The organism is Caballeronia sp. dw_276, assembly GCF_018449635.1.
Lineage (GTDB): Bacteria > Pseudomonadota > Gammaproteobacteria > Burkholderiales > Burkholderiaceae > Caballeronia.
Map to the genome: position 1 here is coordinate 216043 of NZ_JAAVUV010000008.1, position 16063 is coordinate 232105.

Sequence of the window (16063 nt, forward strand, 5' to 3'; positions counted from 1 at the left end):
GAGGCGGACCAAGCTGGCAGCATGGCGTCACACTAAAAGACGGAGACGCCCATGTCGTATTTCGAACATCTGCCGGCTGTGCGCTACGAAGGCCCGGATTCCAATAATCCCTTTGCTTTCCGCCACTACGATCGTGACAAGCTGGTGCTCGGAAAACGCATGGAAGATCACTTGCGGCTGGCTGTCTGCTACTGGCATTCGTTCGTATGGCCGGGCGTGGACATGTTTGGACAGGGCACGTTTCACCGGCCGTGGCAGCAACCCGGCGACGCGATCGAACGCGCTCATCTGAAGGCGGATGCCGCGTTCGACTTTTTCGCAAAGCTCGGCGCGCCGTATTACACATTCCACGATACCGATGTTGCACCGGAAGGCGACAGCATCAAGCACTACGTCAACAACTTCAAAGGCGTGACCGACTATCTGGCGGCCAAGCAGGAGCAGACGGGAATCAAGCTGCTGTGGGGCACCGCGAATCTATTTTCGCATCCGCGATATGCGGCGGGCGCCGCGACGAGCCCCAATCCCGAAGTGTTTGCTTTCGCGGCCACGCAGGTCTTTCAGGCGCTGGAAGCGACCCATCGCTTAGGTGGAGAAAACTATGTGCTGTGGGGTGGACGCGAGGGCTACGACACGCTGTTGAACACCGACCTCAAGCGCGAGCGCGATCAGCTTGGACGCTTTCTCAACATGGTCGTCGAGCACAAGCACAAGACCGGCTTCAAGGGCGCCTTGCTGATCGAACCGAAGCCGCAAGAGCCCACCAAACATCAATACGATTACGATGTCGCCACCGTTCACGGCTTTCTCACGCAGTTTGGTTTGCAAAACGAAATCCGCGTGAACATAGAAGCAAATCACGCAACGCTCGCTGGACATTCGTTTCATCATGAAATCGCGACGGCTTACGCGCTTGGCATATTCGGCAGCGTCGATGCAAACCGTGGTGACCCGCAAAATGGCTGGGATACCGACCAGTTCCCGAACAGCGTTGAAGAGCTGACGCTCGCGCTCTACGAGATATTGAAGCACGGCGGCTTCAGCACGGGCGGCATGAATTTCGATGCAAAGGTCCGGCGCCAGAGTGTTGCGCCCGAAGACCTGTTTTACGGTCATATTGGCGCGATCGACATTATTGCCATTGCCTTGGAGCGCGCGGCTGCGCTGGTTGAAAACGACAAGCTGGCGGAGTTCAAGAAACGCCGTTATGAAGGCTGGGATACGGAATTTGGCCGCAAGATTCTCGCGGGCGGTTACTCTCTGGAGTCGCTTGCCATTGATGCATTAGGCCGCCGTGTTAACCCTCAGCATGTCAGCGGCCAGCAGGAGTATCTGGAGAACATCGTCAATCAGGCAATTTACGGCTAAGGTTCCAAACCTTAAAGCCGCAAGGAAAAACGTTAATCGGCCCGGCTGATTTCGCAATTGCGCAAGATGCGGATAAAGGCCACCCTAATCGAAAAATCAAAGATAGAAGCTTTCGTAAAACCGACGACCGTGAACACGAATTCGCGGCGCAAGCAGTAGATTCCGCCGACGTCCCTTTCTCTCGCACATGCGTGGCCTTGACCGGCTACGCGGGGTGACGCATCGGCCAGTCAACCATAAAAAGGAGTGAGACATGAAGTCTGCAACGCGGAAGTCTGCAATGCGCCGTTCAATCCTGGCCACGTTCGCGTGTGGTGCGATGTTCGCCAGCGTATCCCTGATTCCATCGCTGGCTCATGCCAGTAAGGACAAACCCGAAATAGGCTTCTGTATCGATGACTTGCGTGTCGAGCGCTGGTCACGCGACCGCGACTATTTTGTTGCAGCCGCGACCAAGCTCGGGGCCAAGGTATCGGTGCAATCCGCCGATGCCAGCGAGGCGCGCCAGATTTCGCAAATCGAAAACCTGATCTCGCGTGGCGTCGATGTCATCGTCATCGTGCCTTTCAATTCGAAGACGCTTGGCAACGTGGTGGCGGAAGCGCGCAAGGCGGGTATCAAGGTCGTGTCCTATGACCGGCTGATCCTGGATGCAGATGTGGATGCCTACATTTCCTTCGATAACGAGAAGGTGGGCGAATTGCAGGCGCAAGGCGTCTTCAACGCGCAGCCTAAGGGTAATTACTTTTTGCTGGGCGGTGCACCGACCGACAACAATGCCAAGATGTTGCGTGAAGGCCAGATGAAGATCCTTAAGCCGGCTATCGATCGTGGTGACATCAAGATCGTTGGCCAGCAGTGGGTACCGGAATGGAGCGCAGCAACGGCGTTGCGCATTACCGAAGATGCGCTGACGGCGAACAACAACAAGATCGACGCCATCGTGGCCTCCAATGACGGCACGGCAGGCGGCGCAATTCAGGCGCTTGCAGCGCAAAAGCTGGCGGGCAAGGTGCCCATCTCCGGGCAGGACGCCGACCTCGCGGCGGTCAAGCGACTCGTGGACGGCACCCAGACCATGACGGTCTACAAGCCGCTCAAGCTGATTGCGGGCGACGCAGCAAAGCTTGCGGTCGACCTGGCAAAAGGGCAGCCGCCCGCCTATAACGCCAAGTACGACAACGGTAAGAAACAGGTCGATACCGTATTGCTGCAGCCAACGCTCCTGACAAAGTCCAATGTCGATACCGTCATCAAGGACGGGTTCTATACGCAGTCGCAACTGGCCGGCAATTGACAATCGACGCATCGATGAGCCTGTGCGTAAAGGCCCGAAAGCGGCCTTTACGTACAATCACGTCAGGGACACACGCATGGCAAATGCGCTGCTGGAAATGCACGGCATCGTCAAGACGTTTGGTGGGGTGAAGGCGCTCGACGGCATCGACCTGGTGGTCGCGCCCGGTGAATGTGTGGGCTTGTGCGGCGAAAATGGCGCGGGCAAGTCTACACTGATGAAGGTTCTGTCAGGCGTCTATCCGCATGGAACGTGGGATGGCGAAATCCTTTGGGAAGGACAGGCTTTACGCGCGATGAACATTCGCGATACCGAGAACGCCGGCATTGTCATCATTCATCAGGAACTGATGCTCGTGCCGCAACTGTCGGTGGCGGAAAATATATTCCTCGGTAACGAAATCACGCTGAGCGGCGGGCGCATGAATTACGCCGCAATGTATCAGCGCGCCGACGAACTGCTGCGCGGTCTCAACATCATCGGCATCAATGTGGCGCAGCCGGTGATGAACTATGGCGGCGGTCATCAGCAACTGATCGAGATTGCAAAGGCCTTGAACAAGCGCGCAAAACTGCTCATTCTCGACGAGCCATCGTCTTCGCTGACGGCGAGCGAAATCAGCATCCTGCTCGACATCGTGCGAGATTTAAAGAAACGCGGCGTTGCGTGTGTCTATATCTCGCACAAACTCGACGAGGTGGAAGCCGTGTGCGATACCGTTACCGTGATCCGCGACGGCAAGCATGTCGCCACGCAGCCCATGAAGGGTTTGAGCACGGACGCCATCATTGCAATGATGGTCGGCCGCGAAATCAAGAACCTGTTTCCGCGCGAGCCGCATGAGATCGGCGAGGTCATTTTCGAGGCCAGGAATGTGACATGTCTCGATGTCACGAACGCGCAGAGAAAGCGCGTGGACAACATATCGTTCTCATTGCGCAAAGGCGAGATTCTCGGCGTGGCAGGGCTCGTTGGCGCAGGGCGAACTGAATTGATGCAGGCCATCTTCGGCGCTTATCCTGGCGTGAGCGAAGCGGACGTTTATCTGAACGGCAAGAAGCTCAAGATCAGGACGCCGGCGGATGCAATCAACGCCGGCATAGGCATGGTGCCTGAAGACCGCAAGCGTCACGGCATCGTGCCGCAACTGGGCGTGGGCCACAACATCACGTTGGCTGTGCTTAGCCGGTTTGCGAAGGGCGGGCGTATCGATTCCGCCGCGGAACTCGACACCATCCACACCGAGATGAAGCGTCTGTCAGTGCGCGCCGCGACGCCCATGTTGTCCATTGCGAGCTTGTCGGGCGGCAACCAGCAGAAGGCCGTGTTGACCAAGATGCTCCTGACCGACCCCGCCATCCTGATTCTCGATGAACCCACTCGCGGTGTGGATGTCGGCGCCAAGTTCGAGATCTACAAGCTGATGTTTGCGCTGGCGCGGCGCGGGGTATCGATCATCGTGGTGTCGTCGGAACTCAATGAAGTGCTCGGCGTCAGCGACCGCGTGCTCGTGATAGGCGAGGGCGAATTACGCGGCGACTTCATCAACGAGGGACTGACGCAAGAACATATCCTGGCTGCCGCAATTGGCGCGCCGTCTCAAGCAACTTCTATTCAAGCGAGCGTCGCATGACACCTGACGTTACGTCGTCTCCCAAGCGCGGCACTGCAGGTGGTGCACGCGCGAGTTCCGGTCAACGTTTCAGGCAACTGTTCACGCGCTATAAATTGCTCGCGCTGCTGCTTGCTGTCGCGGTCATCTGGATATTCTTTTCATTCCTTACCGACGGTGCATTCGTCACGCCGCGAAACCTCTCGAACCTTCTCAGGCAAATGTCGATTACCGGCATGCTTGCGTGCGGCATGGTCTTCGTGATCATTGCAGGTGAGATTGATTTGTCGGTTGGATCATTGCTTGGATTGCTGGGTGGCGTAGCCGCCATTCTCGACGTTTCGCATCATTGGCCCATTCAGTTCACCGTGCCTGCCGTGATGCTGCTGGGCATAGCGATCGGACTCTTCAACGGCTGGTGGTCGACCTATTTGCGCGTGCCTTCATTCATTGTCGGTCTCGGCGGCATGCTGGCCTATCGCGGCGTGTTGCTTGGGGTGACGGGCGGGTCGACAATTGCGCCGGCATCGGAGAATCTGGTTTTCATCGGGCAAGGATATTTGCCGCGATTGGCCGGCAATGCACTTGCGCTGGTCTTGTTCGTGATACTCGTTGCGTTGACCGTGCGTCAGCGGCAAAACCGCCAGCGATACAAACTGGCCGTCGTGCCGCTCTGGCAAGATGGCGTGAAGATCGTCGCGGCCGGTCTGGTTCTGGTCGCATTCGTCACTACGCTGAACCGCTATGGCGGCATTCCTGTACCTGTGCTGCTGCTATTGGCCTTGCTCGGGATCTTTACGTATATTGCGACGCAGACGGTGTTCGGGCGACGTATCTATGCGGTCGGTTCCAATCTCGAAGCGACGCGCTTGTCCGGCGTGAATACGAATCGCGTGAAGCTGATGATTTTTGCGCTGATGGGATTGATGTGCGCGCTCGGCGGTTTGATCAATACGGCCCGGCTGGCGGCCGGGTCGCCGTCGGCGGGAACCATGGGCGAACTCGATGCGATCGCCGCGTGCTTCATTGGCGGCACATCGATGCGTGGTGGTTCCGGCACGGTGTACGGTGCGCTGATCGGTGCACTGGTGATGGCAAGCCTCGACAACGGCATGTCGATGCTCGATGTCGATTCCTATTGGCAGATGATCGTCAAGGGCGGGATTCTGGTGCTGGCGGTCTGGATCGACGTCATATCGGGGGATAGACGGTAGGACGGCGGCGGGGGCCTCTACCTGCCCCCGCGTCGGCAATTACACCGTCCAGTCCAGAATCACTTTTCCGCTCTGCCCGGAGAGCATCGCAGCGAACGCTTCCTGATAGTCATCGACGGCAAACCGGTGCGTCAAGATGGGCGAAAGATCGAGCCCGCTCTGCAACATGGCCACCATCTTGTACCATGTCTCGAACATCTCCCGCCCATAGATGCCCTTGATCTCCAGCCCCTTGAAAATCACTTGAGTCCAGTCGATCGCCATTTCCGCCGGCGGGATCCCGAGCATCGCGACCTTGCCGCCGTGATTCATCGCTTCGAGCAAACCCTTGAACGCACTCGGCACGCCGGACATCTCGAGTCCGACATCAAAGCCCTCGGTCATGTGGAGCTCCGCCATCACATCTCGCAGCGAAGTCTGCGACACATTCACGGCACGCGTGGCCCCCATCTTCCGTGCAAGCTCGAGGCGATAATCGTTCACGTCGGTAATCACCACATTGCGCGCGCCGACATGCTTGGCGATTGCCACGGCCATGATGCCGATTGGCCCGGCGCCGGTAATCAGCACGTCTTCGCCGACGAGGTTGAACGACAACGCCGTATGCGTGGCGTTACCAAATGGATCGAAGATCGCGGCGAGATCATCAGAAATTTCCGGCGGGATCTTGAACGCGTTGAATGCCGGGATCACCAGGAATTCAGCAAATGCACCGGGCCGGTTTACACCAACGCCTACTGTGTTACGGCACAAATGCCGGCGCCCCGCGCGGCAATTACGGCAAAACCCGCACGTGATATGTCCTTCGCCCGACACACGATCGCCAATCGCGAAGCCGCGTACTTCCTGTCCCATCTCCACGATCTCGCCAACATATTCGTGACCCACGTGCATGGGAACAGGAATGGTTTTCTGCGCCCAGTCATCCCATTTCCAGATATGAATATCCGTGCCGCAAATCGCGGTGCGCGTGATGCGGATCATCACGTCGTTGTGCCCGACCTCGGGCTTTTTCACCCGCGTCATCGTCAGGCCCGGTGCGCGTTCCAGCTTTGCCAATGCTTTCATGTTCGCCTCGATGTCCTAGATGATGCCGAGTGATCGGCCGACACGCGCAAACGCTTCGACGGCGCGATCGATCTGTTCGGGCGTATGCGCGGCGCTCATTTGCGTGCGTATGCGGGCGCGGCCCTTGGGCACGACCGGAAACGAAAACCCGATCACGTAGACACCTTCATGCAGCAGCGCATCGGCCATGCGGGATGCGACTTGAGCGTCGCCCAGCATCACGGGGATGATCGGATGTTCGCCGGGCACGAGCGTGAAGCCAAGTGCGCTCATCGAATCGCGAAAGTGCGCACCATTGCTGCTGACGCGAGAGCGTAGCTGAGCGCCTTCGTCGCTTGCGAGCAATTCGAGCACCTTGAGCGTGGCTGCGGCTATGCTTGGCGTCAGCGTGTTGGAAAAGAGGTAAGGCCGCGAGCGCTGCCGCAGCAACTCGACTATCTCGCGGCGCGCGGCAACATAACCGCCCGATGCGCCACCCAGCGCTTTGCCGAGCGTACCCGTGATGATGTCGACGCGCGAAAGCACGCCGCAATGCTCGGGCGTGCCGCGCCCATGTTCGCCGATGAAACCTACCGCGTGCGAATCGTCGACCATGACCATCGCGCCATAGCGATCCGCGAGATCGCAGATGCCGGCAAGATTGGCGATGATCCCGTCCATCGAGAACACGCCGTCGGTTGCAATAAGCTTGAAGCGTGCACCGGCTGCGTCGGCTTCACGCAACTTTGTTTCCAGGTCGCTCAGGTCGTTATTCTTGTATCGATACCGTTTTGCTTTCGACAAACGCACGCCATCGATAATGCTCGCGTGATTGAGTTCGTCGCTGATGATGGCATCGGATTCGTCGAGCAAGGTCTCGAACAAACCGCCATTGGCATCGAAGCAACTCGAGTAAAGAATGCAGTCATCCGTTTGCAGGAATGCCGCCAGCGCCTGCTCGAGTTCCTTGTGAACGCTTTGCGTGCCGCAGATAAACCGCACCGACGCCATGCCGAAACCGTCACGATCAAGGCCAGCTTTTGCTGCCGCGATCAAGCGCGGGTCATTGGCAAGACCGAGGTAATTATTGGCGCAGAAGTTGAGCACTTCGTCGCCGGCGGCGAGCCGGATATCGGCCGATTGAGGACTCGATATGACGCGCTCGGCCTTATAGAAACCGTCTGCGCGAATTTGATCGAGCGTGTTACGCGCGTGCGTAATATAAGGATCATGCATGGATTAGTCTCCTTTGTAATGCAAGCTCCGCTTGGCCACTTGTGATGGCGTTGCGTTCAATGGCGATTCCGAACAGCATTTTATGGATCCATTCTAGCAACGAGCTGCAATCGGAACATTCAATCTGAGCGTAAGCTAGCTAAAACCGCCGCCTAAAGCGTAAGACGCAACATCGGACAGGTGGTACGGACCGACGCCCGACTAACCGGAAGAAATCATGCGAATCGAAACTTCATTTTTGTTTGATCTGGACGGCACGCTAGTAGACAGCGTTTATCAGCATGTTCTGGCGTGGAAGGAAGCGCTTGATGCCGAAGGCATCGAGTTGTCGGTATGGCGGATTCATCGCAAGATCGGCATGAGCGGTGGCCTGTTCACCAACCAGTTGCTGCGTGAGACACATGGCGAAATCAGCGAGGATCGGGTAGAACGTTTGCGCCGCGCGCATGCTGAGGCTTACCAGCGTCTGCGCGCTCAGGTTTGCCCGTTGCCAGGCGCACGCGAACTCCTCGCCGCGCTCACGCAAGCCGGCACTCGCTGGGCCATTGCAACAAGCGGACGCATGGAAACTGCCGCCGTGAATCTCGCGGCCTTGGGCGTCGATCCTGCCAAAGCCTTGGTCGTCACGCGTGACGACGTGAAATATGCAAAGCCTGACCCGGACTTGTTTATCGCGGCGGCGGAGCGCCTGAACGTGCCAATAGAACATACAGTGGTGGTAGGCGACAGCATCTGGGACATGCTGGCCACACGCCGATGCCGCTCGCTTGGTGTCGGTTTGTTATCAGGCGGCTATGGCACTGAAGAACTTGAACGCTCGGGCGCATTGCGCGTGTACGAAGATCCCGCGGACCTTCTGTATCACCTTGACGAAGTCGCGGCGCGACCGTGACGTCACGCCTCAAACTGCCGCGATCATTCCCTGGCCAGCGTCCTGGTCCGTCGCTATTGGTGACGCGCTGGCGCATACCCTGTTGCGCCCCGAGTCTTTCGCGCGATAGAGCTGCGCGTCGGCGGCTCCGATCACGCTGTCCTCGCTCACATGCTTCGTCTCCCGTGCGCAATCCACGACCACTACGCCAAAGCTTGCGGTAGCGCGTATCTCACGGCCGTCCCACGCTTGCGAGGCCACCATTTCAAACGCTTGCCGCATTCGTTCGGCAAGCGCCGTAGCGCCGGCAATATCGGTTCGCGGCAGCAGCAAGACAAATTCTTCTCCGCCATAGCGGATGACGCTGTCGACATCATGGCGTGTGTGCGCCAGCAGCAAAGCCGAAAACGTACGGATGACCGCGTCGCCCGCGGGGTGGCCGAAACTGTCGTTGATCTGTTTGAACAAATCGATATCGCACAGGACGACCGCGAGTTTCGATTTGGTTTTGCGCGCTCGCTCAAGTTCAGCGTTGAACAACACATCAGTCAGATAACGACGGTTGAAACAACTCGTCAGGTAGTCACGAACCGACAGATTCCTGAGCAACGCATGCTGGCAGAATTCGTCGCGCGCAAGCTGGTTATGACGTCGGGCGGTGACATAGCCGAGCGCGTTCGTAAATAAAAGCAGCATTGACGAAGTCAGCAATGACGACGGGTCGAGCATCCGGGACGCCGAGGATATGGCGATAAATGAAATTGTCGCGATCACGTTGATGATCAACGCGTAGATCAGCTTGTTTGGAATGAAGTTGTACGCAACGATCAGCATGATGCACATGGACATGTCGTGAACGGACATTCCACCCGGCCGCAACCAGGTTATCAGCATGAACACCGCAAAACCGACGAGCTCCACCACGCTCGCCGCCGCGCGCAGCGCCGGCACGGAATTGTGACGTGCATTTGCAGCGCGCAAGCAGACCGCGCAGGTCAGCGCGACCAGGCAGCGTGCCAGGCAAAGAATGAAAGTTGCCCGGGAATAGCCGCGGGCACCCACATCGGTGATGGCGAATGCGACGTAGAAAAGGCTGCAGAAAATGAGGGTTCGCACAAGCGCGGCATGGTGCGCGATGCGTTGATAGCGCTGAAACTCGTGCTCGACAGAAGCGTCTTCGAACTCGGACCAAATCCGGTCGAGTTTGAAATTCGTCCCGGCGTCAAACCGTGAAATTTCGGTCAGTTCTGCCATCTCTCGCCATTTTTTCGATGTCCCCGTTTGGGGCAACATAATAAGTCATTTTTATCTTGTGCAAGTTGAGTGCGTTCGGTTTAAGAGTTAATTTAGTGCGCGAACGACTCCCATGGACGTTCTTGCTCAATTCCGCTTTAGCCGAAATCGCCCGTCCGAAAATACATTAAGCAAACCCATGTGCAGCGCGTAAGCTGTCACATGAACAATAGCCTCCAGACCGATACGCTCATCTCATGTGAAAGCGAACCCATTCAAGCCCCTGGGAGTGTCCAGCCGCACGGGGCGTTGATATGTTTCGGCTCAGACGGGCGTGTGCTGGCCCGCAGCGCCACGGCAGAGTTCTGGTTGGGTGTGTTGCCCGAAATCGGCGAGGCGTTGACGCCAGGCTATCTGAATGCCTCAGCGCGCATTGCCATCGACGCCGCTCTACAGGACGCGAGTCACGCTAGTGACAGCGTCGAGTGGGAAAGAAGCGACGGTGTGCGGTTTGATCTCGTCATGCATTGGTCCGACAATAACCTGATGGTCGAATGGGAGCATATCGCCGACCAGACTGTCATGCTGGCGCATTATGCTGCGCTCGCACGGCGCACGATCCGGCGGTTGCAGGAACGCAAGTACGCATCGGTGGACGAAGTTCTTCAAGCGGCCGCGGACACCGTCCGGGTCATGACCGATTGCGATCGCGTAATGGCCTATCGCTTTCTTCCGGATGATAGTGGAGAAGTGGTGGGCGAGGCCCGGCGCGAAGATCTGGTTTCGTATCTGTATCAACGCTTTCCCGCCAGCGATATTCCCGCACAAGCACGCCGGCTTTATGTGCTGAATCCGATCCGGCAGATATCATCGGTCAACGCCGTTGCTGTCCCCATCGTGCCCGTGTTGAACGAAGGGACAAACCGCCCTCATGATCTTAGTCATTCGATTTTGCGCGCCGTGTCGCCGGTTCATATCGAATACTTGAAGAACATGGGCGTCGCGGCATCGATGAGTATTTCCATTGTCATCAACGAGCGTCTTTGGGGCTTGATTGCATGCCACCACATGACCGAGCACCGTGTGCCGCATGCAATCCGCCTGTCGTGCATCCTGTTCATGGAAGTCGTGACAATCCTGCTTCAGCAATTCGAACTCGAGCAACGGATTACGGCCGAGCAAGGCGTTCGGGTCTTGGGTGCGGAGGTCGCCTTTGCATTGAGGCAGGCCGATGATCCTGTGGCGGGTCTCGTGACAGCAGCAAACGGTATTGCGGCGATGGCTGGAAGCGACGCGGTAGCGGTTGTCGTCGATGGACAGACCATAATGCTCGATGCGCCCTGGCTTGTCGACCGGGCGGCGCTTCTGGGCATTGCGGAACACATGCATGAAGCGCATTCCGACCTGATCGTCATGGATTCGCTCGCCAGCGCACTGCCGCATTTGATCAGGCCGATGACGCCAACGGGCGTTGCTGCGGGACTGCTTGCCATCCAGATGAACGGCGACGCGCGCATCACGATCATCTGGTTACGCAATGAACTCGTGCAAACGATCAACTGGGCCGGAGCGCCCGATAAAGTGGTCGGGCTCGGGCCTCACGGATCACGCCTTACGCCGCGTGCTTCGTTCGAGTCATGGAAACAGGTTGTGACCGGACGTTGCCGCGCCTGGAACGAGACCGACATATTCGCCGCGCGGGAACTGAAGTCCATCTTGCAGGACGTCGCGCTGGAGCGTTTGCGAGACGCGGATCGCGCACGAATGATTCTTCTGGCCACGCTGGCGCACGATTTGCGCGATCCATTGCAATCGGTGGATCTGGCGGTCCAGCTCATGCGCAGCGGTCTGGCAAGTGCGCAGGAAGCGGCACAGCGTGTAGAAGGATCGACCCGACGAATGCAATCGCTGATCACCTACATACTCGACGTCAGCCGTATCAGAGCCGGGATGGGCCTGATTCTGGCACGCCGGAAAGTTGCTCTTAACGAATTGTTGAACACCACCGTGGATCAGCTTCGCCAGACACATCCCGGCGTCACGATAGAAACTGATTGCCCCGATCTGGGCGATGCCGAACTCGACGAAGACCGATTTGCGCAAGCCATTGGCAACCTGGTCAACAATGCGCGCCAGCACGGAGACATGAGCAAGCCTATCCGGATCACGGCGACCTCGGACGGTATGCTCAGATCGATTGCAATTCGCAACCGCTTGTTGCGCAAACAAACCGTGTCGTTCGCGCGGCTGGTGGACCCATTCAAAAGCGGCGCGCTTGCCAATCCGAACAACAAGGGCGGAATGGGATTGGGCCTGTACATAGCGAATGCAATCGTCAGAGGCCACGGCGCATCGCTCGATGCAGTTTTCACCGACAATGAAGCGTGTTTCACCGTGACGCTTTAAACGCGCCGAAGGAGGGCGGCCAAGAACCACTTCACCTTGCCGCCGCAGGCTTGCCCGGCGCTGTTCGCCTGATCAAGAAAGTTGACTGATAAAGGCGCCCCGCCTCAATCGGGCATACCGTTGTGGCCGCCGATCGGTCTGGCAGGCCAGTCAATCCAGCGGTCCGCGCGCGAACGTTCGTGGGCTTCATTGAGCGGGTAGCGGATGCGATTGTCGTCGCGCGGCCGCTCGCCGATCACCATCAGCCTGACTTCGTCTTTCGTATTGTTGATGAACGTATGACAGATTCCCGTGCCTGCCGGGAACGCAACAGAATCGCCTTCCGCAATGGCGTGCAGCACGCCGTCGATCCAGACATCCGGTTTGCCTTCGAGCACGTACACAAACTCCTGCTCAGTACTTTCTGCGTGCGGATATGACGTCCGCCGGCCCGGCGAAAGTCTTACATGATGTATGCCAATACGCGTGACACCGAGCGCATCGGAAAGAGGCGCATCGAACGCCATGCGTTCAGTGTCGCCGCGATACACATGTGCCTCGGCTTCTTCCAGTTCAGTCCAATGTTTGATGAATTCGGGTCGGCTCATTTTTGTCTTTCCTTACAAGAACGATGATGATACCGGCTGAAGGGTGAGCGAACGGCGCGGACAAGGATAGCCGCTATACGCGATTGCCCTTGCGCTGGAACTGGAGCAGCTTTCATTCGGAAAATTAAAGTGTACACACTAGATATAAGTCGATAAAACGTCGCTTCGTGGAAACTTAGTCCATCCGCGGTTTCCCGTTAAGTGTGCATGTGCAGCAATTTATCCCCAGAAAATGGCATGCGTGCACCACAAAAACAATGCGAAAACTTCTTGGAAAAAAATAATGTGTACGCTAGAGTTCACTTATGAACTTAGAGCACTAAGTAAATTGTTAACCTGCGATAAGGTCAAGTACAAAAAATTTTGAAGAACGTATTTAAAAGATGAGTTTGGATTGAGCCGGCGCTGTCAGCTCACATTCGAATGCGCATGTTTAGTTATACGTATGAAACAGCGGGTAGTTTCTTCGCATATTTTTTGTTTGTTCAATTCATTTAAAAAACTCGGGAGATGGCAATGTACGACGTATTTCAAACTGACCGGTTGATCGACATGTGGCTGATGGAAGACATCGGATACTGCGATCTGACCGCCCAGGTCATGATCGAGGCAAATGAAACCGGCGCGTTCTACATGAACGCGCGCGAAGATCTGATCGTGGCGGGAATCGACGTTGCGGCGCGCGTGTTCAAGCGCTATGACCCGACCCTGGAGGTTACGGTGCGCGTCAGTGATGGCGACCGGCTGAAAAAGGGCGCGGTCATGCTCGATGTGCGCGGCAACGCAAGGAGCGTACTGACAGCAGAACGCACGGCGCTCAACATCGTGCAGCGTATGTCAGGCATCGCAAACCTGACGGCCGAGTATGTAAAAGCGGTCGAGGGTACGCGCGCTCGTCTGATTGATACGCGCAAGACCACTCCCGGCCTGCGCATGTTGGAGAAGCATGCCGTAACGTGCGGTGGAGGCCTGAATCACCGGCTTGGACTTGATAACGGCGTGATGATCAAGGATAACCACATCGCGGTATGCGGGGGCATCGCGAAAGCAGTGCAGCGGGCGCGCCGTCAACTACCAGTATTGACGAAGCTCGAAGTCGAGTGCGATCGGCTCGAACAGGTCCAAGAGGCGCTCGACGCGGGCGTGGACGTCATCATGCTCGACAACATGTCGGTGCAGGAAATGTCAAAGGCTGTGGAGCTCGTCGGCGGCCGCACGAAGCTGGAAGCATCGGGTGGTATCAATCTCTCGACCATCGGCGAGATCGCGAAGACAGGCGTGGACTACATATCCACGAGCAAGATCAATCAGGCTTCCTTGTGTGTGGACATCGGTCTTGACGAAGCGGAGTAATCACGTCATGTCCGAGGGAATCTTCTTTTTCGTCGTAGGCCCGAGCGGTGCGGGCAAGGATTCGCTTATCGATGCGGTGCGCGATTCAGATCGTCCGTTGGTGATCGCCCGAAGGGTCATTACCCGGGCTCACGGATCGCCAGGAGAGGACCACGAAGCGCTGAATGAAGCCGGGTTCTCCGCGCTGGAACGTCAGGGTGGATTCCTGATTACATGGTCGGCTCATGGCTTGAGATATGGCTTGCGCCGCGAACTGCTCGATGTCCTTTCCCAAGGTCGTCATGTCATTGCCAACGGGTCCCGCGCGATGGTCGAAGCGCTGCGCACGCGTGTTCCGCGCATGGTTGTCGTCGAAGTGAGCGCGCCTGCGTCCGTGCTTGCCGAGCGCATTTTAGCGCGGGGCAGAGAGACGCCGGAAGAGGTTCGGCAGCGCGTGATGCGCAAGGTCGAGCCTTTCCCTGCGGATGTGGAGGTAGTCAAGGTATCGAACGATGGAACGCTGGAGGAGGGCATCGAACGGTTTGTCGCAGCCCTTGACCGCGCAACTCAGCCGCCTGCGCCGAGCATGGCCGCAATGAAAGCCAAGCTTGCCGGCGATGCACTCAATGAAACGCAATATGGCGCAGTGCTGGACGACATTCTCGCGCTACGGTATTCCGATCGCGATATCAACGCGTTCCTTCTCCATGCGTCGCAGCACCTGAGCGACCCTGAAGTGCTTGCTCTTGCAAAGGTGCGCGCAAGCTTGTCGCCTCGCATTGAATGGAATGAACGGATTCTCGTTGACAAGCATTCAATGGGTGGCATTCCCGGCAGCCGGATCACGCTGATCGTCGTGCCGATTGTCACGGCGTTCGGGCTTGCGATGCCGAAGACATCATCGCGCGCGATCACATCGGCGGCGGGCACTGCGGACGCAATGGATACCGTCGCCCGGGTCGATCTCACCCGAGCCGAAGTGCAACGGTGCGTGGAAGAGGCGCGCGGCTGCATTGCGTGGAATGGGCGCTTGAATCACTCGTTGATCGACGACCGGATCAATGCGTTCACCCGGCCGCTCGGGCTCGATTCAAATCGCTGGTCGGTCGCGTCCATTCTTTCGAAGAAATGGTCGGCAGGGTCCACCCATGTGATCATCGATTTGCCCTATGGTCCTCGCGCCAAGCTGAAAGATGAAAGCGAGGCGCACACGCTGGGCCAGCTTTTCGAATACGTTGGCGCTGGCCTCGGCATGCACGTCAAGGCCATGGTGACCGATGGAAAAGGCCCGATTGGACGCGGCGTGGGGCCTGCGCTTGAAGTGCGGGACGTCAGGCTGGTATTGAGCAACGCGGCAGATGCACCCGTCGATCTCCGCGAAAAAGCGTTGCTGTTTGCATCGGAAATTCTCGCTTGGGCACCGGACGTGGGAACCGTTGCGAAGGGGCGCGAAGTCGCCGAGTCCTTGCTTGCATCCGGCAAGGCGCTCGCGTCGTTTGAACGCATCATCGATGCACAGGGCCGGCGCACGCATCCAGTTTCTCCCGGCAAATATTCGCGCAAGGTCGTTGCGCAACACAGCGGCGTGATCACGGGCGTGGACGGTTGGGCGATTGCAGGCATAGCACGCGCGGCGGGTGCGCCGGACGACCTGAGTGCCGGCGTGGATCTGCTCGTGTCTGTTGGCCAGGTGGTGGAGACCGGCGACGCGCTGTTCCAGATCTACGGTGACGACGCTGAATGTGTATCCGTTGCAGCGGAGTCCGCCAGGCATCTTTCTACGCACGATATATCCGCGGAGCGGTTCTCACCCTCCGTCAGGGTTTCTGCTTGACCCCTCGAATTTTGGGGACGTAAATC

At 57.6% G+C, this 16063-nt stretch carries 12 protein-coding genes; 8 read left to right on the plus strand and 4 right to left on the minus strand.

From position 1 onward, the window contains the following. Window positions 1–51: 51 nt before the first annotated feature. The 4 genes from xylA (at window position 52) to HB633_RS18815 (ending at window position 5491) form a co-directional block, all read left to right on the plus strand. Window positions 52–1368, plus strand: a complete 1317-nt coding sequence (gene xylA / locus HB633_RS18800; RefSeq protein ID WP_213779683.1) for a xylose isomerase — start codon at window positions 52–54, stop codon at window positions 1366–1368. 253 nt (window positions 1369–1621) lie between these two features. After that, on the plus strand, window positions 1622–2665 hold the full coding sequence (xylF, locus tag HB633_RS18805; RefSeq protein ID WP_213779684.1) for a D-xylose ABC transporter substrate-binding protein: 1044 nt from the start codon (window positions 1622–1624) through the stop codon (window positions 2663–2665). Window positions 2666–2741: 76 nt separating this feature from the next. Then, complete coding sequence (gene xylG / locus HB633_RS18810; RefSeq protein WP_213779685.1) at window positions 2742–4298, plus strand: D-xylose ABC transporter ATP-binding protein; 1557 nt, start codon at window positions 2742–2744, stop codon at window positions 4296–4298. Then, on the plus strand, window positions 4295–5491 hold the full coding sequence (locus tag HB633_RS18815; RefSeq protein WP_213779686.1) for a sugar ABC transporter permease: 1197 nt from the start codon (window positions 4295–4297) through the stop codon (window positions 5489–5491). The genes xylG and HB633_RS18815 overlap by 4 nt, the downstream gene beginning before the upstream one ends. 39 nt (window positions 5492–5530) lie before the next feature. Here HB633_RS18815 and tdh read toward each other — a convergent pair whose 3' ends face one another. Both tdh and HB633_RS18825 read right to left on the minus strand, forming a co-directional pair. Then, entirely contained in the window at window positions 5531–6559 is a 1029-nt protein-coding gene (tdh, locus tag HB633_RS18820; protein ID WP_213779687.1) for an L-threonine 3-dehydrogenase, read from the minus strand. Window positions 6560–6574: 15 nt separating this feature from the next. Continuing rightward, the gene (locus tag HB633_RS18825) at window positions 6575–7774 is read right to left on the minus strand and encodes a glycine C-acetyltransferase (RefSeq protein ID WP_213779688.1); all 1200 of its coding nucleotides are present in this window, start codon (window positions 7772–7774) and stop codon (window positions 6575–6577) included. 217 nt (window positions 7775–7991) lie between these two features. Between HB633_RS18825 and HB633_RS18830 the strand changes: the two genes are divergently transcribed. After that, entirely contained in the window at window positions 7992–8666 is a 675-nt protein-coding gene (locus HB633_RS18830; protein WP_213779689.1) for an HAD family hydrolase, read from the plus strand. A 9-nt stretch (window positions 8667–8675) separates the two neighbouring features. Here the strand turns inward: HB633_RS18830 and HB633_RS18835 are convergent, their stop codons facing one another. Then, window positions 8676–9899 (minus strand): GGDEF domain-containing protein, encoded by a 1224-nt coding sequence (locus HB633_RS18835; RefSeq protein ID WP_213779690.1) that lies wholly within the window; start codon window positions 9897–9899, stop codon window positions 8676–8678. 201 nt (window positions 9900–10100) lie between these two features. Here HB633_RS18835 and HB633_RS18840 point away from each other — a divergent pair, with 201 nt between their 5' ends. Continuing rightward, window positions 10101–12284: a GAF domain-containing protein gene (locus HB633_RS18840; protein ID WP_213779691.1), complete on the plus strand. Its 2184-nt coding sequence runs from the start codon at window positions 10101–10103 to the stop codon at window positions 12282–12284. A gap of 104 nt (window positions 12285–12388) precedes the next feature. On the opposite strand, the gene HB633_RS18845 is transcribed toward HB633_RS18840, so the two are convergent. After that, entirely contained in the window at window positions 12389–12871 is a 483-nt protein-coding gene (locus tag HB633_RS18845; RefSeq protein WP_213779692.1) for a cupin domain-containing protein, read from the minus strand. Window positions 12872–13387: 516 nt separating this feature from the next. Here HB633_RS18845 and nadC point away from each other — a divergent pair. Continuing rightward, entirely contained in the window at window positions 13388–14224 is an 837-nt protein-coding gene (gene nadC, locus HB633_RS18850) for a carboxylating nicotinate-nucleotide diphosphorylase (protein WP_213779693.1), read from the plus strand. A gap of 7 nt (window positions 14225–14231) precedes the next feature. Next, window positions 14232–16037: a phosphonate metabolism protein/1,5-bisphosphokinase (PRPP-forming) PhnN gene (gene phnN, locus HB633_RS18855; RefSeq protein ID WP_213779694.1), complete on the plus strand. Its 1806-nt coding sequence runs from the start codon at window positions 14232–14234 to the stop codon at window positions 16035–16037. Window positions 16038–16063 lie beyond the last annotated feature (26 nt).

Coding starts and splice junctions, on each gene's coding strand:
- HB633_RS18835 (WP_213779690.1), bottom strand. CDS start 9,899: ATGGCAGAACTGACCGAAATTTCACGGTTTGACGCCGGGACGAATTTC.
- tdh (WP_213779687.1), bottom strand. CDS start 6,559: ATGAAAGCATTGGCAAAGCTGGAACGCGCACCGGGCCTGACGATGACG.
- nadC (WP_213779693.1), top strand. CDS start 13,388: ATGTACGACGTATTTCAAACTGACCGGTTGATCGACATGTGGCTGATG.
- HB633_RS18830 (WP_213779689.1), top strand. CDS start 7,992: ATGCGAATCGAAACTTCATTTTTGTTTGATCTGGACGGCACGCTAGTA.
- HB633_RS18845 (WP_213779692.1), bottom strand. CDS start 12,871: ATGAGCCGACCCGAATTCATCAAACATTGGACTGAACTGGAAGAAGCC.
- xylG (WP_213779685.1), top strand. CDS start 2,742: ATGGCAAATGCGCTGCTGGAAATGCACGGCATCGTCAAGACGTTTGGT.
- xylA (WP_213779683.1), top strand. CDS start 52: ATGTCGTATTTCGAACATCTGCCGGCTGTGCGCTACGAAGGCCCGGAT.
- phnN (WP_213779694.1), top strand. CDS start 14,232: ATGTCCGAGGGAATCTTCTTTTTCGTCGTAGGCCCGAGCGGTGCGGGC.
- HB633_RS18825 (WP_213779688.1), bottom strand. CDS start 7,774: ATGCATGATCCTTATATTACGCACGCGCGTAACACGCTCGATCAAATT.
- xylF (WP_213779684.1), top strand. CDS start 1,622: ATGAAGTCTGCAACGCGGAAGTCTGCAATGCGCCGTTCAATCCTGGCC.
- HB633_RS18840 (WP_213779691.1), top strand. CDS start 10,101: ATGAACAATAGCCTCCAGACCGATACGCTCATCTCATGTGAAAGCGAA.
- HB633_RS18815 (WP_213779686.1), top strand. CDS start 4,295: ATGACACCTGACGTTACGTCGTCTCCCAAGCGCGGCACTGCAGGTGGT.